The sequence below is a fragment of the Actibacterium naphthalenivorans genome (assembly GCF_014196965.1).
GTDB lineage: Bacteria > Pseudomonadota > Alphaproteobacteria > Rhodobacterales > Rhodobacteraceae > Actibacterium_A > Actibacterium_A naphthalenivorans.
Genome location: NZ_JACIEQ010000002.1, coordinates 410,196 through 430,521 on the forward strand (window position 1 = coordinate 410,196; position 20,326 = coordinate 430,521).

At 65.8% G+C, this 20,326-nt stretch carries 17 protein-coding genes; 7 read left to right on the forward strand and 10 right to left on the reverse strand.

Annotated features, from left to right (window positions below; translation table 11 throughout):
* Positions 1-2,655 (reverse strand): alanine--tRNA ligase, encoded by a 2,655-nt coding sequence (alaS, locus tag GGR17_RS10350; RefSeq protein ID WP_054538910.1) that lies wholly within the window; start codon positions 2,653-2,655, stop codon positions 1-3.
* 129 nt (positions 2,656-2,784) lie between these two features.
* Positions 2,785-3,846, reverse strand: coding sequence for a recombinase RecA (gene recA / locus GGR17_RS10355; protein ID WP_054538911.1), 1,062 nt, complete (start codon positions 3,844-3,846; stop codon positions 2,785-2,787).
* Positions 3,847-4,039: 193 nt separating this feature from the next.
* Here recA and GGR17_RS10360 point away from each other — a divergent pair, with 193 nt between their 5' ends.
* Positions 4,040-4,654 (forward strand): hypothetical protein, encoded by a 615-nt coding sequence (locus GGR17_RS10360; protein ID WP_082386744.1) that lies wholly within the window; start codon positions 4,040-4,042, stop codon positions 4,652-4,654.
* Between the two features lie 10 nt (positions 4,655-4,664).
* Here GGR17_RS10360 and GGR17_RS10365 read toward each other — a convergent pair whose 3' ends face one another.
* The 4 genes from GGR17_RS10365 to GGR17_RS10380 form a co-directional block, all read right to left on the reverse strand.
* Positions 4,665-7,094: an ATP-binding response regulator gene (locus GGR17_RS10365; protein WP_082386589.1), complete on the reverse strand. Its 2,430-nt coding sequence runs from the start codon at positions 7,092-7,094 to the stop codon at positions 4,665-4,667.
* Positions 7,095-7,188: 94 nt separating this feature from the next.
* On the reverse strand, positions 7,189-8,361 hold the full coding sequence (locus GGR17_RS10370; RefSeq protein ID WP_054538914.1) for an RsmB/NOP family class I SAM-dependent RNA methyltransferase: 1,173 nt from the start codon (positions 8,359-8,361) through the stop codon (positions 7,189-7,191).
* A 55-nt stretch (positions 8,362-8,416) separates the two neighbouring features.
* Entirely contained in the window at positions 8,417-9,871 is a 1,455-nt protein-coding gene (guaB, locus tag GGR17_RS10375; protein ID WP_054538915.1) for an IMP dehydrogenase, read from the reverse strand.
* Between the two features lie 77 nt (positions 9,872-9,948).
* Positions 9,949-10,920 carry a TDT family transporter gene (locus GGR17_RS10380; protein WP_054538916.1) on the reverse strand — a complete coding sequence of 324 codons (972 nt, stop codon included), beginning with the start codon at positions 10,918-10,920 and terminating at the stop codon, positions 9,949-9,951.
* Positions 10,921-11,117: 197 nt separating this feature from the next.
* On the opposite strand from GGR17_RS10380, the gene aroQ reads away from it, so the two are divergent.
* Positions 11,118-11,567, forward strand: a complete 450-nt coding sequence (gene aroQ / locus GGR17_RS10385) for a type II 3-dehydroquinate dehydratase (protein WP_054538917.1) — start codon at positions 11,118-11,120, stop codon at positions 11,565-11,567.
* Here aroQ and GGR17_RS10390 read toward each other — a convergent pair.
* Positions 11,564-12,448: a LysR family transcriptional regulator gene (locus GGR17_RS10390; RefSeq protein WP_054538918.1), complete on the reverse strand. Its 885-nt coding sequence runs from the start codon at positions 12,446-12,448 to the stop codon at positions 11,564-11,566. The two genes, aroQ and GGR17_RS10390, sit on opposite strands and share 4 nt — an antisense overlap.
* A gap of 92 nt (positions 12,449-12,540) precedes the next feature.
* Between GGR17_RS10390 and GGR17_RS10395 the strand changes: the two genes are divergently transcribed.
* Together GGR17_RS10395 and GGR17_RS10400 are read left to right on the forward strand one after the other, a co-directional pair.
* Positions 12,541-13,014, forward strand: coding sequence for a c-type cytochrome (locus tag GGR17_RS10395; RefSeq protein ID WP_054538919.1), 474 nt, complete (start codon positions 12,541-12,543; stop codon positions 13,012-13,014).
* Between the two features lie 59 nt (positions 13,015-13,073).
* Complete coding sequence (locus tag GGR17_RS10400; RefSeq protein ID WP_054538920.1) at positions 13,074-13,964, forward strand: c-type cytochrome; 891 nt, start codon at positions 13,074-13,076, stop codon at positions 13,962-13,964.
* 6 nt (positions 13,965-13,970) lie between these two features.
* Here GGR17_RS10400 and lipA read toward each other — a convergent pair whose 3' ends face one another.
* On the reverse strand, positions 13,971-14,921 hold the full coding sequence (lipA, locus tag GGR17_RS10405) for a lipoyl synthase (protein ID WP_054538921.1): 951 nt from the start codon (positions 14,919-14,921) through the stop codon (positions 13,971-13,973).
* 199 nt (positions 14,922-15,120) lie between these two features.
* Here lipA and GGR17_RS10410 point away from each other — a divergent pair, with 199 nt between their 5' ends.
* A complete protein-coding gene (locus tag GGR17_RS10410; protein ID WP_054538922.1) occupies positions 15,121-15,669 on the forward strand; it encodes a peroxiredoxin in 549 nt (182 codons plus the stop codon).
* A 10-nt stretch (positions 15,670-15,679) separates the two neighbouring features.
* Here the strand turns inward: GGR17_RS10410 and GGR17_RS10415 are convergent, their stop codons facing one another.
* Positions 15,680-16,621, reverse strand: coding sequence for a hydrogen peroxide-inducible genes activator (locus GGR17_RS10415; RefSeq protein ID WP_054538923.1), 942 nt, complete (start codon positions 16,619-16,621; stop codon positions 15,680-15,682).
* 95 nt (positions 16,622-16,716) lie between these two features.
* On the opposite strand from GGR17_RS10415, the gene GGR17_RS10420 reads away from it, so the two are divergent.
* Positions 16,717-18,183 carry a catalase gene (locus GGR17_RS10420; protein WP_054538924.1) on the forward strand — a complete coding sequence of 489 codons (1,467 nt, stop codon included), beginning with the start codon at positions 16,717-16,719 and terminating at the stop codon, positions 18,181-18,183.
* 122 nt (positions 18,184-18,305) lie between these two features.
* Entirely contained in the window at positions 18,306-19,022 is a 717-nt protein-coding gene (locus tag GGR17_RS10425; protein WP_054538925.1) for a VIT1/CCC1 transporter family protein, read from the forward strand.
* 2 nt (positions 19,023-19,024) lie between these two features.
* Here the strand turns inward: GGR17_RS10425 and GGR17_RS10430 are convergent, their stop codons facing one another.
* A complete protein-coding gene (locus tag GGR17_RS10430; protein ID WP_054540389.1) occupies positions 19,025-20,116 on the reverse strand; it encodes a DUF6456 domain-containing protein in 1,092 nt (363 codons plus the stop codon).
* Between the last annotated feature and the right edge of the window lie 210 nt (positions 20,117-20,326).

Sequence of the window (20,326 nt, forward strand, 5' to 3'; positions counted from 1 at the left end):
CTATCCCCCGATCACCGCTTCGGCGGCGCTGATCGCGGCCTCTGCGTTCGCGGCATCCTTGCCGCCGCCCTGCGCCATGTCAGGCCGGCCGCCGCCGCCCTTGCCGCCCAGTTCCGCCACTGCGGCCCTCACCAGATCGACGGCCGAGACCCGGCCTGTCAGATCCTCCGTCACGCCCGCGGCCACCGCCGCCTTGCCGCCGGCATCGGCGATCAGCAGCACCGCGCCCGACCCGATCCGCGCCTTATGCGCATCGATCAGCGCCGGAAGATCCTTGCCCGACACGCCCGAAAGAACCTGAGCAACGAACGGTATGCCATTGATATCATGCGATTCCGGCGCTTCGGCCGCGCCGCCCGACATGGCCAGGTCACGGCGCAGCTGCGCCACTTCGTTGGTCAGCGCCTTGCGTTCGTCCATCAGCGCCTTTACCCGTTCGACAACCTCGGCCGGCTGCGCCTTCAGCACAGAGGCGACCTCGCTCAGCCGTTCGTCCTGGGCCGAGAGGTAATCCAGCGCCGCCTGCCCGGTCAGCGCCTCGATCCGCCGCACACCGGCGCTGGAGGCACTGTCGCCCAGCACCACGCACAGGCCGATATCGCCGGTCTGTTTCACATGGGTGCCGCCGCACAGTTCGATCGACCAGGTCTTGCCATCGGCGCCCTTGCCGGTGGGCGCGCGGCCCATCGACACCACGCGCACCTCGTCGCCGTATTTCTCGCCGAACAGCGCCTGCGCGCCGATGGCGCGGGCATCGTCCGGTGTCATGATCCGGGTCTCGACCGGGGTGTTCTGGCGGATGAAGGCGTTCACCTCGGCCTCGACCTTCTCGATCTCCTCGGGGCTCAGCGCCTTGGCGTGCGAAAAGTCGAACCGCAGCCGATCCTCCGCGTTCAGCGACCCGCGCTGCGCCACATGCGGGCCAAGCGCCTCGCGCAGGGCCTCGTGCAGCAGGTGGGTGGCCGAATGGTTGGCGCGGATCGCCGCGCGCCGCGCGTGATCAACCTCCAGCTCGGCGCCCTCGCCGGGCAGGATGCGCCCCTTCGTCACCTCGGCAAAATGGATGAACACCCCGGCGGTCTTGCGCGTGTCGGTGATGCGCGCCGCGCCGCTCTCGGTCTTCAGCGTGCCGCTGTCGCCGACCTGGCCGCCCGATTCCGCATAGAACGGGGTCTGGTTGACGACGATCTGCACCTTGTCGCCCTGTTCCGCCGCCGTCAGCGCCGCGCCATCGCGGACCACGGCTATCACCTGGCCCTCGGCCCGCTCGGTGTCATAGCCCAGAAACTCGGTCGGGCCGTGCTCTTCGGCCAGATCAAGCCAGATCGCCGCATCACTTGTTTCGCCCGACCCCGCCCAGCTTGCGCGCGCCTTGGCCTTCTGCCCGGCCATGGCCGCATCGAACCCGGCGGTATCCACCGCCCGGCCCTTTTCGCGCAGCGCGTCCTGCGTCAGATCCAGCGGGAACCCGTAGGTATCATACAGCTTGAACGCCGCCTCGCCCGGCAGGTCAGACCCTTCGGGCAGCTTCTCCAGCTCGTCATCCAGCAGCCGCAGGCCGCGCTCGAGCGTCTGGATGAACCGCCCTTCCTCCTGCTTCAGCGTCTCTTCGATCAGCGCCTTCGCCCGGCCCAGCTCGGGATAGGCCGCGCCCATCTGCGTGACCAGCGCCGGCACCAGCCGGTACATCAGCGGATCCTGCGCGCCCAGAAGATGCGCGTGCCGCATCGCCCGGCGCATGATCCGGCGCAGCACATAGCCGCGCCCCTCGTTCGAGGGCATCACCCCGTCGGCGATCAGGAAAGAGGTGGAGCGCAGATGGTCGGCGATCACCCGGTGATGCACATTGCCCGGCCCGTCCGGCTCGGTCGAGGTGGCATTGGCCGACGCCTCGATCAGGCTGCGCATCAGGTCGGTATCATAGTTGTCATGCTTGCCCTGCAGCAGCGCGCCGATCCGCTCCAGCCCCATGCCGGTGTCGATCGACTGCATCTCCAGCGCCTTCATCGAGCCGTCGGCGAACTGCTCGTTCTGCATGAAGACCAGGTTCCAGATCTCGATGAAGCGGTCGCCATCCTCTTCGGCGCTGCCCGGCGGGCCGCCCCAGATCTGATCGCCGTGATCATAGAAGATCTCGGTGCAGGGGCCGCAGGGGCCGGTCGGACCCATCATCCAGAAATTGTCATTGGTCGGGATGCGGATGATCCTGTCATCCGACAGCCCTGCGGTCTTTTTCCAGATCGTGGCGGCCTCGTCATCGGTGTGGTAGACCGTGACCAGAAGCTTGTTCCTGTCGATCCCGAATTCCTTGGTCAACAATTCCCACGCATAGGGAATCGCCTCTTCCTTGAAATAATCCCCGAACGAGAAATTGCCGAGCATTTCAAAGAAGGTATGGTGGCGCGCCGTATAGCCCACATTATCCAGATCGTTATGCTTGCCGCCCGCGCGCACACATTTCTGCGCACTGGTCGCGCGGGTGTAGTCGCGATGCTCCACCCCGGTGAACAGATTCTTGAACTGCACCATGCCCGAGTTCGTGAACATCAGCGTCGGGTCGTTGCGCGGCACGAGGGGGGAGCTTTCCACAACCTCATGGCCGTTCTTGGCGAAGTAGTTCAAAAAGGTCGAACGGATTTCGTTCAGGCTCGGCATGCTCTTCTGGCCTTTCGCGGCGTAACTTGGCGGATCAGCCCCGTTTATCGCCGCATGCGGGGCCTGTCCACAGCAAGAAAAAGGCCGGGGGCGCGGCCCCGGCCTCTCGCGTGATCATGCTGCCAGGGGTCAGGCTTCCAGAATATCGTCGTCGGATCCGTTGAATTCCAGACCATGCGCCGCGCGGATCTTGTCTTCGATCTCCATCGCCATCTCGCCGTTCTCGCGCAGGAAGGTCTTGGCATTCTCGCGGCCCTGGCCGATGCGCTCGTCACCATAGGAATACCAGGCGCCGGATTTCTCCACCACGCCGGCCTTGACCCCAAGGTCAAGCAGTTCCCCGGTCTTGGAAATGCCTTCGCCATACATGATATCGAATTCCACCTGCTTGAACGGCGGCGCCACCTTGTTCTTGACCACTTTCACGCGGGTCTGGTTGCCCACGACCGCGTCCCGGTCCTTGATCGAGCCGATGCGGCGGATGTCCAGCCGGACGGAGGAATAGAATTTCAGCGCATTGCCACCGGTCGTGGTTTCGGGCGAGCCGAACATCACGCCGATCTTCATGCGGATCTGGTTGATGAAGACCACCATACAGTTGGAACGTGAGATCGAGCCCGTCAGCTTGCGCATTGCCTGGCTCATCAGGCGCGCATGGACGCCGACGCTGCTGTCGCCCATATCGCCTTCAAGCTCCGATTTCGGGGTCAGCGCGGCAACCGAATCGACCACCACCATGCTGACCGCGCCGGAGCGGACCAGCGTATCGACGATCTCCAGCGCCTGCTCACCCGTGTCGGGCTGGGAAATCAGAAGCTCATCCAGGTTGACGCCCAGCTTTTTCGCATATTGCGGGTCCAGCGCGTGCTCGGCATCGACAAAGGCGCAGACCCCGCCCTTTTTCTGCTCTTCGGCCACGCAATGCAGCGTCAGCGTGGTTTTGCCGGAACTTTCAGGGCCATAGATCTCGATCACCCGGCCCTTCGGCAGCCCGCCGATGCCAAGCGCGATATCAAGACCCAGCGATCCGGTCGAGGTCGCCTCGATCTCCGTCACCGGGTTGTCGCCGCCCAGCTTCATGATCGACCCCTTGCCGAACTGCCGCTCGATCTGCGCCAGCGCGCTGTCCAGCGCCTTTTGCTTGTCGGAATTGCGCTTGTCACTCATGGTAAGAAGGTCCGCCGTGGCCATTGTCCTGCATCCTTATTCCACAGCCGCGCGGGGGCGGCAATCGTTGCTCTTGTTCGCCTCTTGTTCTCACCCTTATGAGATCAAAAAGAGAACATTTCAAGAAGTTTCTCTTAAAACTATGTTCAGCCATCGTTGGTTAAAGAGTAGTTTACGCAAAATGCCGAAATTTAAGAAAAAGCGGGGCAATCGGGCGATGATGGTTTTCTGGGAGGCGGGGCTGGCCTTGCTGGCGGTGCCAAAGACGGGGACACAGGCCCTTGCGGCGGCGCTCGGGGAACGGGCCGATCTGGTGATCCGCAACCCGCCCGCGCTCAAACATATGACGGCCGACCGGTTCCGGCGGCGGCTGCGGCCGGTGCTGGAACAGAACAGCGCGAAAAAGCTGACCACCGTCGCGGTTCTGCGCGACCCGCTCGACTGGCTGGGCAGCTGGTACCGGTATCGCGGGCGGCCGGGGCTGAGCGGCCGGCCCAATTCCACCGCCCGCATCAGTTTTGACCGGTTCGTTCTGGATTATCTGTCCGACGCCCCGCCGGCCCATGCGGCCGTCGGCTCTCAGTTTCGCTTCGTGACCAACGGCAATGGCAAGGTCATCGTTGATACGCTGCTGCCCTATGAGGCGCCGGAGGCCTTGCTGGCCTTCCTGTCGGCACGCCTGGGGTTTCCGGTATCACCGCCGCCCCAGCGCAATGTCTCGCCCGAACGCCCCCTTGCGCTTTCCACAGAAACAGAGGCCCGGCTCCGGACACAATTGGAGGCGGATTTCGCGCTTCATGCGGCTGTCCGGAACGGCGCCCACGGGGCATGAGACGGACGGCTCAATGCAACTGGTCGCGCACCGTCATCGTGAGTTCGGCCAGAGAGAAGGGTTTGGGCAAAAACACCGAGTTCGGAATCCGTGGCTGCGTGTCGGAAAACGCATCCTCGGCATAGCCAGACACAAAGACAACCCGCGTGTCCGGGCGATCCTCCAATGCCCGCCGCACCCAGCTTGGCCCGTCCATTCCGGGCATCACCACGTCGGTGACAAACACGTCGACCCGGATGGCGTCATCGCTCAGGGTTTGCAGGGCCTCCTCGGCGCTTGCGGCCTCTAGCACCGTATAGCCCCGCATCCGCAATGCGCGCGAGGCGAAGGCCCGAACCGGCGCCTCGTCCTCGACCAGAAGAACAACGCCCTCTCCCGGCCTGGGCGCCGCTTCTGCGGCCGTTTTCGGGGCCGCGCCGTTCCGCGCGGCGCCTGATACGAGATCCGCCAGCCCGTCACCGGCCGCGCGCGGCCCCTTGTCATCGGGGCACGGCTCGGCGGCCGCAACCTTTGGCAGGGCGGGCAGAAGATCCGCGCGGTCGCCGGCCCGCGCGTCCGGCAGGACCGGGCCCAGAACCGGCAGGTAGATCGTGAAACAACTGCCCGAGCCCGGCACGCTGTCGACGAAGATGAACCCGCCTGACTGCTTGACGATGCCATAGGCCGTCGACAGGCCAAGCCCCGTCCCTTCGCCGACACGCTTGGTGGTGAAGAACGGCTCGAAGATCTTCGACAGCTTGTCCGCCGGGATACCCTGCCCCTCGTCCACCACCCGGATCAGCACATAGTCGCCGGGCGGCACCACGGCGCGATCGCGGCGCAGCTCCTGCTTCATGTGGTGCAGCGCGGTCTCGATCCTGATCTCGCCGCCGGTGGGCATCGCGTCCCGCGCGTTGACCACAAGGTTCATGATCACCTGCTCCAGCTGGCGCTTGTCGGCCCGGATCGGTGCCAGCGCCGGGTCATGCGACACCGTCAGCGAAACCCGCTCTCCCACGAGGCGATTCAACAGATGGCTCAGGTCGGTCAGCGTATCGCTCAGATCCAGCACCTCGGGCCGCAGGGTCTGCTTGCGCGAGAAGGCCAGCAACTGCCCGACAAGGCTGCCGGCGCGGTTGGCATTCTGGTTGATCTGCATCAGATCGTTGTAATCCGGATCGCCCTGATCATGCCGCAACAACAACAGATCGCAATGGCCGGTGATCGCGGTCAGCAGGTTGTTGAAATCATGCGCCACACCGCCCGCCAGCTGCCCGATGGCCTGCATCTTCTGGCTCTGAACGAACTGTGCCTCCAGCGTTTTCAGCTCGGTCGCGTCGTGAAGCACGGCGACAAGGCCGTCCTGGCCGGGTTCGGCGGGCGCCAGCGTGATCTGCAGGAACACGTCTTCGGCGCTGCGCCGCACCCGCAACACCTCGGAGCGGTGGGCGGCCGGGCCTTCGGGCACCGACGCCAGCCAATCCAGCACCGAGCGGCCCAGACCTTCGACCAGATCGGAAAGGTTGATCGGACCGCCGGGCTGGCCAAGCAGATCACGCGCCAGACGGTTCGCCATTCTCACCGTGCCATCGCGCGAAAGCCGCAACAGCGCCACCGGAAGCGCATCGAACGCTTCGCCGTCGAACTCGGCCGCCGGCGCGACCGTGCCCGAGGGCAGAAGATAGACCTCTTTGCGGCCGTTCTGCCCTTCGATCTCGACGCATCTTGCGTCTACCGGGCCATCGGCGCCGCGAAGCCGGGCCAGATCGCCGGGATGTGCCGGCGGCGTGGCGAAAACCTCGTCCACCGAACGGGCGCGGGTGCCCAGAACCCGCCGCAGCGCCTCGTTCATGAACAGAACCGTACCGTTCCGGCCGACCGTCATCAGCGGCAGGCTCAACCCCTCTGCTGCGCGTGTGGTGCCACGCTCCTGCATCTCGTCGAAGCGCCAGAAGAAGGTGCCGGATTGCGCGGAATGAACCGAGACCCGGACATGCCCGCGCCGCGTCACCACGTCTTCGCGCGCGGCGCCCTGCGCGTCGGCACGGGACTGCAGGCGATGGATCACCGAGGCGGTATTGGCGAAAAGCTCGCCCATCGCGCGCACGAGCGTTTCGTGCCGCCCGGCACCGAATCGCGTGCCCGCCGCCGGGTTGCGATAGATAACGGCGCCATCCCCATCTGTGGCAAAGGCCGGAACCGGATCGTTTTCGGAAAACGCAGCCAGTGCGCGCAGGTCGGGCGGGCGCGGGCCGAACCGCGGCAGGATCCACGCCAGCGCCACCAGCGTCGCGAGCGACAGGCCCGCCGCGGCCAGCACTCCGCCCGGCGCGCTGTCGCGCGACACGAAGGCACCGGCCAGACAAGCCAGCGCGGCCAGCATCATCCGCACGCGCCGCGCCGAAAGGGCGGCCGCGATGCGCAGCATTGGGCCGGGACTGTGCGCCGGGATGGACACCATCTGCCTCCGTTGCGATTCGGGTCCGGTCCATTTCGGCGTGATAAGGTTAAGCGGCTCTTAACGCAGGTGATTCAAGGCTGTGCCGGGGCGGGCATCATCCCCGCCGCAGCACCGCCACAAAGAAACCGTCGCCGCCATCCAGCGGGGTCAGACGGCGTGACGCGATCTGTTTCCAGCCCGGTGTCCGCGCCAGAAAGGCGCTGATCTGATCGCCGTTTTCCGCATCGAGTATCGAGCAGGTCGCATAGGCCAGATGCCCGTCCGGCCCGACCAGCGGCGCGGCGCGGTCGAGAATTTCCGATTGCACGGCAAGCAGTTGCGCCATGTCGCTCTCCTGAAGCATCCACTTGCCTTCCGGGCTGCGCCGCCAGGCGCCGCTGCCCGAACAGGGCACATCGCACAGCACAAGGTCGAATGGCGCGGCGGCCTCGGGCTCATCCGGCGCCAGCATCGTCACAGACACCCCGGCCCGCGCCGCCCGCGCGGGCAGGTCACGCATACGCCGGGGCTGGGCATCATGGGCGAAGAACCGGGCGTCGGCGCGCGCGGCCATGGCCAGGGTCTTGCCCCCGCCCCCGGCGCAGTAATCCAGAACGCGCTGGACAGCCGCCACCGGCAGCATGTCGACCACCGCCTGCGACGCTGCATCCTGAAGCTCCACCAGCCCCGAGGCATAGGCTGCGCTGGTCTGAACCCGGCGCGGGTTTGTCCGCACCTCCAGCGCCGTGGGCGACAGCGGGTGCGGCGTGGTGGTGATGCCCTCTTGCGCGAGGGTCTGCATTGCCTCGTCGCGAGTGCCGCGCCTCAGGTTGACGCGCAGGAACACCGGTGCCCGCTGGCGCAACGCCTGCATGACCGGCGCGAAATCCGGCCCCAGACTGCCGCGCAGCAGCGGCGCAAGCCAGTCGGGGCAATCCAGCGCCACGTTTTCGGGCAGATCGGCGGGCGTGACGGTCAGCGCCTGCTCGGCGTCGCTCAGCGGCGGGGGCGCATAGGCCTCGCCCGAGAACACCTCTGCCGGATCAACCCCGGCGGCGCGCAGGGCGCCCAGCATCAGCCCGCGCCCGGTCTCTCGCCCGCCGAGCGCCGCGAAAGAGCGGCGGCAGCGCAGCGCGTCGAATACATGATCGCGGATCGCGGCGCGGTCTTTCGACCCGGCGAAACGATTCTGCCGGCCCCAGGTTGTCAGCAGCTTTTCGGCCGGGGCGCCGGCCAGAACCCCGTCGAGAATGTCGATGGCGGCGGCAATGCGGGCGGCGGGTTTCACAGCCGCCCGAACCTTGCGTTATACGTTATCTTGCAGGCATAACCCATTTGAATGCCTACATGATCCGGTAGTTCGGGCTTTCCCGCGTGATCTGCACGTCATGCACATGGCTTTCCTTCAGCCCGGCGCCGGTGATCCGCACGAACCGGCTCTGGGTGCGCATCTCGGCGACCGTGCCGTTGCCGGTATAGCCCATGGCCGCCCGCAAACCGCCGACCAGCTGATGAATGACCGCGCCGGCCGAGCCCTTGTAGGCCACCTGCCCTTCGATCCCTTCGGGCACCAGCTTGTCCGACGCGGCATCCTTCTGGAAATACCGGTCGGCCGACCCGCGCGCCATCGCGCCCAGGCTGCCCATGCCCCGATAGGATTTATAGCTGCGGCCCTGATAGAGAATGACCTCGCCGGGGCTTTCATCGGTGCCGGCGATCATGCTGCCGACCATGGCGCAGGACGCACCCGCCGCGATCGCCTTGGCGAAATCGCCGGAAAACTTGATACCGCCATCGGCAATCACCGGCACGCCCTCTTTGCGCGCGGCGGCGGCGCAATCCATGATCGCCGTCAGCTGCGGCACGCCCACGCCGGCGACCATCCGCGTGGTGCAGATCGAGCCCGGCCCGATGCCGACCTTCACCGCATCCGCGCCCGCCCCGATCAGCGCGCGGGTGGCCTCGCCCGTGGCGACGTTGCCGGCCACCACCTGAACCGCGTTCGACAGTTTCTTGACCCGCTCCACCGCCTTGGCCACGCCTTCGGAATGGCCATGCGCTGTGTCGATCACGATCAGGTCGCAGCCCGCGTCGATCAGCGCCTCGGAGCGTTCGAAGCCCGCATCGCCCACGGTGGTCGCGGCAGCCACGCGCAACCGGCCAAGCTCGTCCTTGCAGGCCTGCGGGTTCAGCACGGCCTGTTCGGTGTCCTTCAGCGTCAGCAGCCCGGTCAGCTTGCCCTTGTCATTGGTGATCAGAAGCTTCTCGATCCGGCGGGCGCGCATCAGGCTCAGCGCCTCGGCCCGGTCGGCGGGTTCGCGCAGCATCGCGAGGTTCTGCGACGTCATCATCACGCTGACAGGCGTGCTGTCGTCCGAGGCAAAGCGCATATCGCGGTTGGTGACGATGCCCACCACATGGCCGGCCGCGTCCACCACCGGAAAGCCGGTGAAATTATATCGTTCGATCAGTGCCTTGGCATCCGCCAGCGTCTGGTCGGCGCGCAGCGTGATGGGGTTGTAGACCACCCCGCTTTCGAACCGCTTGACCCGGCGCACCTCTTTTTGCTGCTCGTCCACCGTCAGATTGCGGTGGATCACCCCCATGCCGCCGGCCTGGGCCATGGCAATCGCCATCCGGCCCTCGGTGACCGTGTCCATGGCCGAGCTGAGCAGAGGGATGTTCAGCCGGATCGATTTGGTCACGAAGGTAGACGTATCGGCCGTTGACGGCAGAACCGAACTGGCCGCAGGCACGAGCAAAACATCGTCGAAGGTGAGCGCCTCGCGAATCTCCATGGGGTACTCCTTGGGAGTTTTCGTTTGGCGCTTCCCTATTTCACGGCCCGCCCGGAAAGAAAAGCCCCAATGCGCCCTCAGGCCCGCGCCGCGTTGGTTTTCACCGCCAGCCCGCCCTTGGCCCAGGCCTGCATCACCTTGACCGCGATCGCCGGGATCATCAGCGTGCCGGCCACAAGCGTCACGCCGCCCGCGAACCGGAACGGCTCGCCCTCACCCGCCCCGGCCAGCGCCAGCATCAACGAGGCATAGGCCGCCAGCGGAAAGGTGAAGGCGCCCCACAGCGGGCTGAACCCCGCCGCCGCGATGTAGCGCGCGCGGATCAGCAGCGCCGCAAGGATCGCCGTGGCCAGCGCCGCGAAGATCAGGGCCGGCAGACGCTCGTTCAGCATCAGGGCGACCGCGCCCAGCAGGCTGAAGGGCGCCACGTGGATCGCCATCAGCGGGCGCAGGGGCGGCGGCGGGTCGCGGCGGATGATCTGCGCCACGCTGATTGCCAGAATCGCCAGCGCGAAGGCGCCCGCCCCATAGAAAATGAACCGCGACAGGCCGGTATAGCCAAGCGGGATCGCCACCAGCGGCACGAAGATCACGCCGACGAATTGCAGATGCCACACCGGCGTGACCTGGCGCTGCTCTTCCGGGCCGCGCAAAAGCGCGGCGATCACCAGCCAGACCAGCGCAGCGTGCCCCGCCAGACCGGCCAGCAGCACCGCCCCCGCCGCGCGCGGACTCATCGGCAAGAGCACAGCCGCCATCAGATAGACGCTCAGCACCATCGCCGCCAGACCGGCGCGGCCGGGCAGCACCCGCAGATCCTCGGCCACCACGGCCGGGCGGCGGATCACCTTCAGCCCATAGGCGCCAAGCGCGAACAGGAACAGCAGCGACACGGCCCCGAGAATCAGTTGCGATACCGCGGGTGGGGCCTGAAACACCGGCTCGGCCCGCCGCCAGGCCAGGCCAATTCCCAGCAGGCCGAAGATCGGCGGAAAGATCGCCGGCGGCGTCTGCTCGCCGAAGCGCGCCTTCTGCGGCAGTTTGAACATCGGGTGTCCTCACGTGTCAGGGCCTCGGGGCCACACTGCCTGTCGCGGCCCCGGTTTTCGACGTGCTTCATGGTCGCAGAGCGGGGCCTGTGGCCGGATTATCCGCCGCGCGCGGGTTTCAGCGGGTTGATCTTGCATGGAAACCGGTTTCTGTGCAGGACAGGGAGCATACCGGGCGGCGAAGAGGGAAAAGTCACGTGAGCAAGCTGATCTATATTCTGAACGGCCCGAATCTGAACCTGCTGGGCCAGCGCCAGCCCGAGATCTACGGGCGGGGCACCTTGGCCGATGTCGAAACCGATTGCACTACCCTGGGCAAGGACCTGGGGCTGGAGATCCGCCTGCTTCAGTCAAACCATGAAGGGCAGATCGTCGACTGGATCCACGAGGCCCGCGACGCCGCCGCCGGGATCATCATCAACCCCGCCGCGTTCACCCATACGTCCGTCGCGCTTCTGGACGCGCTCAACACCTTCGACGGGCCGGTGCTGGAGGTTCATATCTCCAACGTGCACAAGCGTGAAAGCTTTCGCCAGCACTCCTATGTCAGCCTGCGCGCCGACGGGGTGATCGCGGGGTGCGGCCTTCAGGGCTATGCGCTTGCCCTGCGGCGGATGGCGGTGCTGACGGAAGCGAAAGAAGCCTAGCCGCTTCCTGCCCCACCGGCGCCGGGCGCGCCCGACAGCACCCGGGCCCGCTTCGCGAGCCCGTCCACCAGCATCCTGCGCACCGCGGCGATGCGCGGCACATCGGCCAGATCCTCATGGCTGGCCACCCAGATCTCCACGCTCGGCTCCGGCACGATATCGCCCAGACGCACGAGGCGCGGATCGGGGTCGCCCAGGCAACAGGGCAGCACCGACCGCCCGAGGCCCTGCGCCGCCATCTCTCGCAGCACGATGAAACTGTCGGCGGCCCCCGCAACATCGCCCGCGTGCATCTTCTGCTTCACCCATTCCCCCGCGCGCGAACGCGTCAGCGCGCCGGCGACGCCAAGCCACCTGTCCGGCGCGCCCGGGGCAGCGTAGACGGCAACGCCGAGATGGGCGGCCACCTGCCCCACCAGCCCGTCGCGCAGCTCCGGCGACGGGCGCACGGCAATGTCGGCATGAAGCCGCGACAGATCCAGATGATCGTTCGAACACAGAAGCGTCAGCCGCAGCTCGGGCGCGCCGGCCTGAATCTCTGCCATGATCGACGGCAGGATGGCGTGACAGAAGGTATCGGTCGAGGTGATGCGCACATCGCCGCGCAGCGGCGCCTCGGCCCCGCGGATCAGCCGCCCGACCGCCAGAACCGCGTTTTCCACCTCACGCGCGGCATCGAGCATGCGCAGACGATCCGCCCGCAGCGTATAGCCCTGCCCGCTGCGCTGAAACACCGGCGCGCCGTGCCGCTCCTCGAACGCGGCGATGCGGCGCAGGACGGTGGCGTGGTTCACTCCCAGCTGCCGCGCGGCGGCGCTGACCGTTCCGGCTTCCGCCACCGCCAGCACATATCGCAGGTCGTCCCAGTTTTCCTTGTGCATTTATTAACCGGCCCGCTGCGTTTTTGACGAATGGTGTTAAATATTCTCACAGCTAAACTGTTCCCCACAGGAATTTTTTCAAGGAGATCCAGATGGGTACTTCAACAAAGATTTTCGGCGTCGCGCTTGGCCTTTCGCTGTTGGCAGGTGCCGCCCTCGGCGCCAGCGATGAAGACATGGCGGTGCAGGCGGCGATCAAGGCCCGCCAGGCGCACATGGACCTTTACGCATATAACCTTGGCATTCTCGGCGCCATGGCGAAGGGCGATGTGGAATATAACGCCGATATTGCCGGCGGGGCCGCATCGAATATCGTCACCCTGACCTCTCTGGATCAGTCGACCCTCTGGCCCGAAGGGTCTGACAGCATGGCGGCGGAAACCCGTGCCCTGCCCGCGATCTGGGACAACTTTCCCGACGTGATGGCCAAGAGCCAGGCGCTGGTCGAGGCTGCCGTCGCGATGGAAGCTGCCGCCGGCACCGGTATCGACGGGCTGCGCGCGGCGATCGGCCCGCTGGGCGGCGCCTGCGGCGCTTGCCACAAGGTTTACCGCGCGCCGGAATAAAACGCCCCGGGGCGGCGCGGCCACCGCGCGCCCCGACACTGCCCTGAAACGAGGCCCCGATGCGCCGCGCCCTTCCCGCTCTTGTCATTGTGTTTGCCGCCGGTCTGGCCCTGTTCTGGTGGATCACCGCGCCCGGCACCGTACCCCCGGACAAGTTCGCGGGGCTGACAGGCGATCGCACGCGCGGCGAACAGGTGTTCTGGGCCGCCGGATGCGCCTCTTGCCATGCGGCGGAAAACGCCAGTGGCGACGACAAGCTTAAACTTGGCGGCGGCCAGCGCTTTCCAAGCGATTTCGGAACCTTCCGCGCGCCCAACATCTCGCCCGACCCTCGGGTCGGCATCGGCGGGTGGAGCGTGATCGAGCTTGCCAATGCGATGATGCGCGGCGTCTCGCCCGAGGGCGCGCATTACTACCCCGCCTTCCCCTATACGTCTTACGCCAATGCCGCGCCGCAGGATGTGGTCGATCTGAAGACGTTTCTCGACACGCTGCCGCCCGTCGCCACCCCGAGCGAGGCGCATGAGCTGTCTTTCCCCTTCACCATCCGCCGGTTGCTGGGCGGGTGGAAATTCCTGTTCGCGAACAAGGGCTGGGTGATGGAAGGTGACCTGACACCTGAACTGATGCGCGGCCGCTATCTGGTCGAGGCGCTGGGCCATTGCGGCGAATGCCACACCCCGCGCAACGCGCTGGGCGGGGCAAGGCGCGATGCCTGGCTGGGCGGCGCGCCGAACCCCGGCGGGCAAGGCACCATTCCCAACATCACCCCGGCGCGGCTGACCTGGTCGGCGCAGGATATCGCCTATTACCTTGAAACCGGCTTCACCCCGGAATTCGATACCGCCGGCGGGCACATGGCCCCGGTCATTGAGAATTTGGCCAAACTTCCGGCCGAAGACCGGGCGGCGATCGCGGCCTATCTGAAAGCGGTTCCGCCGGTCGAGTGACGCGGGCTAGACGCGACCCAGCTTTTTCAGCCGTGCCGCGCGAAGCTGCGCGAAATCATCCCCCGCGTGATAGGACGACCGCGTCAGCGGCGTGGCCGAAACCATCAGGAAGCCCTTGCCATAGGCGGCCTTTTCATAGGCCTTGAATTCATCGGGCGTTACGAAACGGTCTACCACGTGATGCTTGGGCGTGGGCTGCAGATACTGGCCGATGGTCAGGAAATCCACATCCGCCGCGCGCATGTCATCCATCACCTGAAGCACCGACTGGCGATCCTCCCCGAGGCCGACCATGATGCCGGATTTGGTGAACATCGCCGGGTCGATCTCCTTGACCCGCTGCAACAGCCGGAGCGAGTGGAAATAGCGCGCGCCGGGGCGCACCTGCGGATAGAGCCCCGGCACGGTTTCAAGATTGTGGTTGAAGACGTCCGGCCTGGCCGCGACCACCACTTCCAGCGCTTGCGCGTCGCATTTCAGGAAATCGGGGGTCAGGATTTCGATCGTGGTGTCCGGCGCCTGGCGGCGTACGGCGCGAATGGTCTGGGCGAAATGCTCGGCCCCGCCATCATCCACGTCGTCGCGATCCACCGAGGTGATCACCACATGATTCAGCCCAAGCTTTTTCACCGCATCGGCCACCCGGCCCGGCTCGAACACATCCAGCGTGTCGGGCCGCCCGGTGGCGACGTTGCAGAAGGTGCAGCCGCGGGTGCAGATCTCGCCCATGATCATCATGGTGGCATGGCCCTGCGACCAGCATTCACCGACATTGGGGCAGCCGGCCTCTTCGCAGACAGTGACGAGCTTGTGCTCGCGCATGATCTTGTGGGTCTCGCGATAGCCCTGAGAGGTGGGGGCCTTGACCCTGATCCAATCAGGCTTTCGCGGCTGCTGGGTATCGGGCCGGTGCGCCTTTTCGGGATGACGCTGCCCCGGGATTTTCAGATCGCGCATGAAACACCTCTTTGCTGCTCTTTACTTAACCGTCCCTGCACAAAATGTAACGCCCGATTTCGCATAGCCGGGTTGAACCGCGAAAACCGGGGAACAGAGATTGAGACTTAGTTGGAATCGTTCTAATCAATGCCGCAGCGCCGCGTTGCACCCGCAGAACCGAGTCGCGCGGCAGGGAACAACTGAGAGAGGATCCGCCATGAACCCCGGCTACAAACTGCCCGAAGTGACCTTCCACACCCGCGTCCGCGACGACAGCATCGGCGGACCCAACCCGTTCAAGTGGGAAGACAAGACCACTTCCGACTATTTCGCGGGCAAGCGGGTTGTTCTGTTCTCGCTCCCCGGTGCGTTCACGCCCACCTGCTCCACCTATCAGCTTCCCGGCTACGAGAACGGCTTTGCTGATTTCGCCGAGCAGGGCATCGATGCGATCTACTGCATGTCGGTCAACGACAGCTTCGTCATGAACAAATGGGCCGAGGCCCAGGGTATCAACAACGTCAAGGTCATCCCCGACGGCTCGGGCGAGTTCACCCGCCGTGTCGGCATGCTGGTCAACAAGGACAACCTGGGCTTCGGCATGCGCTCGTGGCGCTATGCCGCCGTCATCAATGACGGCGTGGTCGAGGCATGGTTCGAAGAGCCCGGCCTGTGCGACAACCACGGCGAAGACCCCTATGGCGTGTCCTCGCCCGAGACCGTTCTGAACTGGCTGAAATCCGACGCCAGCGAAAAGGCCGCCTGAGCCTTCGCCATCACGCGCCGGGCGGAGAGGCCCGGCGCGCCTGATCCAGCAGGCTCTCGCCCGCTTCGCGCAGAATCTCTGCCAGATCCCGGAACCATCCGTCATCACGCGACAAACGCCGTCGGACAAGACCGATGGTGCGGCGCGGCTGCGGCTCTTCGAACCGGCGGATCGCCAGGTGCCCTGTCGAGGCGGTTTCGCTTTTCAGCCCGATCTCGGGCAGGAAGGTCAGCCCGAACCCCTCTGCCACCAGCCCGCACAGCGTGGCCAGCGACGACGCCCCCAGATCGACCCGCGTCTGCGACCGTTTGAGCGCGCACACCTCCAGCGCCTGATCGGCCAGGCAATGCCCCTCTTCCAGCAACAGCAGCCGGTCCGGGTTCAGCTCGGTGGGTTTCAGCCCCTCGGTCTGCCCGTCCAGCGCCGAAAGCTGCGCCTCTGATCCGGCCAGCAGGAACCGGTCTTCGAACAGCGCCTCCTCGACCAGATGATCCATATGGCTGGGAATGGCGATGACCGCCGCGTCCAGCAGCCCCTCGCCCAGATCATTCAGCAACCGTTCGGTGCGTGCCTCGCGCACGCCCAGTTCCAGCGACGTGTCGCGCGTGCGCAGCAGCGGCAGCGCCACCGGGATGAGATAGGGCGCCACCGTCGGGATCACGCCCAGCGTCAGCTTGCCCGCCAGCCCCTTTTGCCAGCGCGCCGAAAGTTGCAACGCGCGCATCTCCTCCATGATCCTGCGGGCATGGCGCAACAACTCGTGCCCGGCCGGGGTCAGCACGATCTTGCGCGGCTGCCGTTCGACCAGTTGCGCGCCAAGCTGCGCCTCGAGCTCCTTGATCTGAACCGAGAGTGCCGGCTGCGACACATGCATCTGCGCCGCCGCGCGGCCGAAGTTGCGCGCCTCGGCCAGGGCGATGAAATAGCTGAGCTGCCGGAAGGTGATATTCATAATGATATGTTATCAAAACGGTAATTAAATGCAATTTCTAATTATAGCTAAACTCTGGCACAAGTCTGGCATCGAATTTGTTCCGGGAGGCACCCATGTCCGACACCAAACGCTTGACGACCACAGCCGGCGCACCGATCGCCGACAACCAGAATTCCCTGACCGCGGGCGCCCATGGCCCGCTGCTGATGCAGGATTACCAGCTGCTCGAAAAACTGGCCCACCAGAACCGAGAGCGCATCCCCGAGCGGGTCGTTCACGCCAAGGGCTGGGGCGCCTTCGGCACGCTGCGCATCACCGGGGACATTTCGGCATATACCCGCGCCAAGGCGCTGCAGCCCGGCACGGAAACCCCCATGCTGGCACGGTTTTCCACCGTGGCCGGTGAAATGGGCGCCGCGGATCACGAGCGTGACGTGCGCGGCTTTGCCCTGAAGTTCTACACCGAGGAAGGCAACTGGGATCTGGTGGGCAACAACACGCCCGTGTTCTTCATCCGCGACCCCTATAAGTTCCCCGATTTCATCCACACCCAGAAACGCCATCCGCGCAGCAACCTGCGCTCGCCCACGGCGATGTGGGATTTCTGGTCGCTCAGCCCCGAATCGCTGCATCAGGTGAGCATCCTGATGTCCGACCGCGGCCTGCCCCGGACCCCGGTGAACATGAACGGCTACGGCAGCCACACCTATTCGCTTTGGAACGACGCGGGCGAACGGTTCTGGGTGAAGTTCCACTTCAAGACCCAGCAGGGCCACAGCCACTACACCAACCGCGAGGGAGAGGAGATCGTCGGGAAAACCCGCGAAGGCTATCAGGAGGCGCTGTTCGGCATGATCGAGGCGGGCGAGTTCCCGCGCTGGACGCTGCAGGTTCAGATCATGCCCGAGGCAGATGCCGAAAAAACCCCCTATAACCCGTTCGATCTGACCAAGGTCTGGCCCCATGCCGATTACCCGCCGATCGAGATCGGGGTGATGGAGCTGAACCGCAACCCCGACAATTACTTCGCCGAGATCGAGCAGGCCGCCTTCAGCCCGTCGAACATTGTGCCCGGCATCGGCCACAGCCCCGACAAGATGCTGCAGGCGCGGGTGTTTTCCTATGCCGACGCCCATCGCTATCGGCTGGGCACCCATTACGAGGCGCTCCCGGTCAACCAGCCGAAATGCCCGGTGCATCACTATCACAAGGACGGCAGCATGAACTTTTTCGGGCAGAAGACCGGGGCGGTGGATGCCTATTACGAACCCAACTCGATGGGCGGCGCGACAGAGGATCCGTCGGTCATGGAGCCGCCGCTGAAGATCTCGGGGGATGCGGCGCGCTATAACCACCGCGACGGCAACGATGACTACAGCCAGCCCCGGGCGCTGCACGATCTGATGACCGACGATCAGCGCGCGCGGCTTTACATGAACACCGCGGAATCGATGCAGGGCGTGCCGCAGCACATCATCGACAGGGCGCTGGCGAATTATGACAAGGTCAGCCCCGCCTACGGCGATGGCATCCGCGCGGCGCTGAGGGAACTGGCCGGCGCAAGGGCCGCCGCCGAATAGGCGCGTACGGAAGGCCGGCAAGGGCGCCCCGTCGCGGGGCGCCCTTCGCGTGCGTGACGAAGCCATCTTGCCGCGCCCCCGCCATCGGCTATCCTGAGCGCGCCCAACGGTGGAAGACAGCCATGCCAAGCCAGACCGATGCCGTGCCGCTGCGCCGGGTTCAGGAATACCTCAAACAGATCGTCTATGGCGGCAATGACGGGATCGTCACCACCTTTGCCATCGTCGCCGGTTTCGCCGGGGCCAGCGCCGAGGGCGTGGCGCAGATCGGCGGGCTGGCGGTGCTGATCTTCGGCCTGGCCAATCTCTTTGCCGATGCGGTGTCGATGGGGCTGGGCGAATTCCTGTCCGCACGCTCCCAGCGTGAGCTCTACCGTGGCCAGAGGGCGGATCTGCTGCACCGCATGTCCGACCACCCGGCGGCCGAGCGCGCCCATCTCGGCCGGCTGCTACACGCGCGCGGCATGAGCCAGAGCGATGCCGATGCCGCCAGCGCGCTGATTGCGCGCCAGCCCACGCTTATGGCCGAGCTGATCATGAAATACGACTCCGGCCTGAACGATCCCGACGGAGAGACCCCGGCCCTGAACGGGCTGGTCACCTTTCTGGCCTTCGTCGCCTTCGGCGTCATCCCGATCGTGCCCTATTTCCTGATGGAGGCCACGGATCACACCTTTCGCCTGTCGCTGCTGGCGACGCTGACCGCGCTGGCCGCCCTGGGCGCGCTGCGCGGCAACGCGACGGGCGAGCCACGGCTGCGCTCGATCGGCGAAACCGTGACCGTGGGCAGCGTCTGCGCCCTTGTCGCCTATCTGGTCGGGATGATCGTGGGGGGCTGAGCCTATCCGATCATGTTCGCCCGCCCGCCGCTCTGCTCGTCATAATGGCGGCGCAGACGTTGCAGCGCGATACGCAGCACGATCTTGCCCGACCGCGCCGACCAGCCCATGCGCTTTTCCGCGGCCTCCATCCCCTCCAGGAAACAGCAGCAGCGCAGCACCACATCGCCCAGGCCCGGCCCCAGATCGCGCAGCGCCGCGGCCACCCTGTCGCGCGCGGCGCGCGGCCCGTCCGCCGGGCCGCCCGCGCCGCCGAAACCGCCGCGATCACCGCCGCTCAGGAACCTGTCCCAGTTCTGGGTGACGCGCGGCCCCATCTGGGCCAGTTCGAAATCCTCACGCAGCCGTTCGCCGGCGCTGACCAGATCCGAGGTAAGGAACGGATTGCCGCCCTTGTCCTTGCGCCGCGCCAGCAGCGCGAGCGGCGATTCCGCCAGATTGTAGCGCAGCTGGCGCGGCTCCTCATCGCCCGCGCCCATCACCGGACGCTCGGCCCATTCGCGGTGCTGTGCGCCGAAGGGGGTCTGCGCCTCGGCAAAACCTGCCACCGCGCGCGGCTCTTCGGCCAGGATGCGCTTCAGCGCCGCCCGGCCGGCGCCGGTGATCTGATAGGTCGTCACCCGGCCGCGGGTATGGCACGAAATCCAGTCTTTCAGCGCGAACGCCTCGGCCACCCCGCGTGACACCACGGCGATGCGCGTCGTCTCTCCCTTCGCACCCTCCTTCAGCACCACCGCCTTTTCCAGATCCGGCGCGATCGCAAGAAACGCGCCCGTCTCGCACAGGCGGCGCAGGATCCGCTTGGCCTCTCGGGTCACGGTTGCTTCATCGGAAGGGCTTTTGGAAGGTCGCATCGGTGCTGTCATGGCAGAGACATCCTCACATTTGTCCACGGAAAGAAGGGATCGGCCGAGCCGGAGCAGCGCGGAATCGATCAAAGGGTCGTCGCGGCGCTGCTCGATACGACGCACGTGCCGCAAGATCGTCGACGGGTGGCGCCCGCTGTCGCGCGCAAGGGCACGGATCGGGCGCTGATCGACGGTATGCGCCAGGTACCACTGGGCGGAAACCGGCACCCAGGTCGGGCCGGGCATTGCCTGCGGTCTGTCATGCGTGATGTCCCCTATCACAGATTTCCCCCGGTTGTGATTGGCGGCAACGCCCGGCTTCAGATCAGCCAAATACACGCTAAGGTTGTCTTTCTTACCAGAACCTTAACAAATCGGCCGATCCCTATGATTGTATTTAATTGATAAAGGGCTCTGAAACCTCCGAACGGTGAAACGGCGCAAAATGCAACACGC

What these genes read in the sequence shown, in the direction of transcription:
- alaS (WP_054538910.1), bottom strand. Translation starts at nt 2,655, where the DNA reads ATGCCGAGCCTGAACGAAATCCGTTCGACCTTTTTGAACTACTTCGCC.
- recA (WP_054538911.1), bottom strand. Translation starts at nt 3,846, where the DNA reads ATGGCCACGGCGGACCTTCTTACCATGAGTGACAAGCGCAATTCCGAC.
- GGR17_RS10360 (WP_082386744.1), top strand. Translation starts at nt 4,040, where the DNA reads ATGATGGTTTTCTGGGAGGCGGGGCTGGCCTTGCTGGCGGTGCCAAAG.
- GGR17_RS10365 (WP_082386589.1), bottom strand. Translation starts at nt 7,094, where the DNA reads ATGGTGTCCATCCCGGCGCACAGTCCCGGCCCAATGCTGCGCATCGCG.
- guaB (WP_054538915.1), bottom strand. Translation starts at nt 9,871, where the DNA reads ATGGAGATTCGCGAGGCGCTCACCTTCGACGATGTTTTGCTCGTGCCT.
- GGR17_RS10380 (WP_054538916.1), bottom strand. Translation starts at nt 10,920, where the DNA reads ATGTTCAAACTGCCGCAGAAGGCGCGCTTCGGCGAGCAGACGCCGCCG.
- GGR17_RS10390 (WP_054538918.1), bottom strand. Translation starts at nt 12,448, where the DNA reads ATGCACAAGGAAAACTGGGACGACCTGCGATATGTGCTGGCGGTGGCG.
- GGR17_RS10395 (WP_054538919.1), top strand. Translation starts at nt 12,541, where the DNA reads ATGGGTACTTCAACAAAGATTTTCGGCGTCGCGCTTGGCCTTTCGCTG.
- GGR17_RS10400 (WP_054538920.1), top strand. Translation starts at nt 13,074, where the DNA reads ATGCGCCGCGCCCTTCCCGCTCTTGTCATTGTGTTTGCCGCCGGTCTG.
- lipA (WP_054538921.1), bottom strand. Translation starts at nt 14,921, where the DNA reads ATGCGCGATCTGAAAATCCCGGGGCAGCGTCATCCCGAAAAGGCGCAC.
- GGR17_RS10410 (WP_054538922.1), top strand. Translation starts at nt 15,121, where the DNA reads ATGAACCCCGGCTACAAACTGCCCGAAGTGACCTTCCACACCCGCGTC.
- GGR17_RS10415 (WP_054538923.1), bottom strand. Translation starts at nt 16,621, where the DNA reads ATGAATATCACCTTCCGGCAGCTCAGCTATTTCATCGCCCTGGCCGAG.
- GGR17_RS10420 (WP_054538924.1), top strand. Translation starts at nt 16,717, where the DNA reads ATGTCCGACACCAAACGCTTGACGACCACAGCCGGCGCACCGATCGCC.
- GGR17_RS10425 (WP_054538925.1), top strand. Translation starts at nt 18,306, where the DNA reads ATGCCAAGCCAGACCGATGCCGTGCCGCTGCGCCGGGTTCAGGAATAC.
- GGR17_RS10430 (WP_054540389.1), bottom strand. Translation starts at nt 20,116, where the DNA reads ATGCCCGGCCCGACCTGGGTGCCGGTTTCCGCCCAGTGGTACCTGGCG.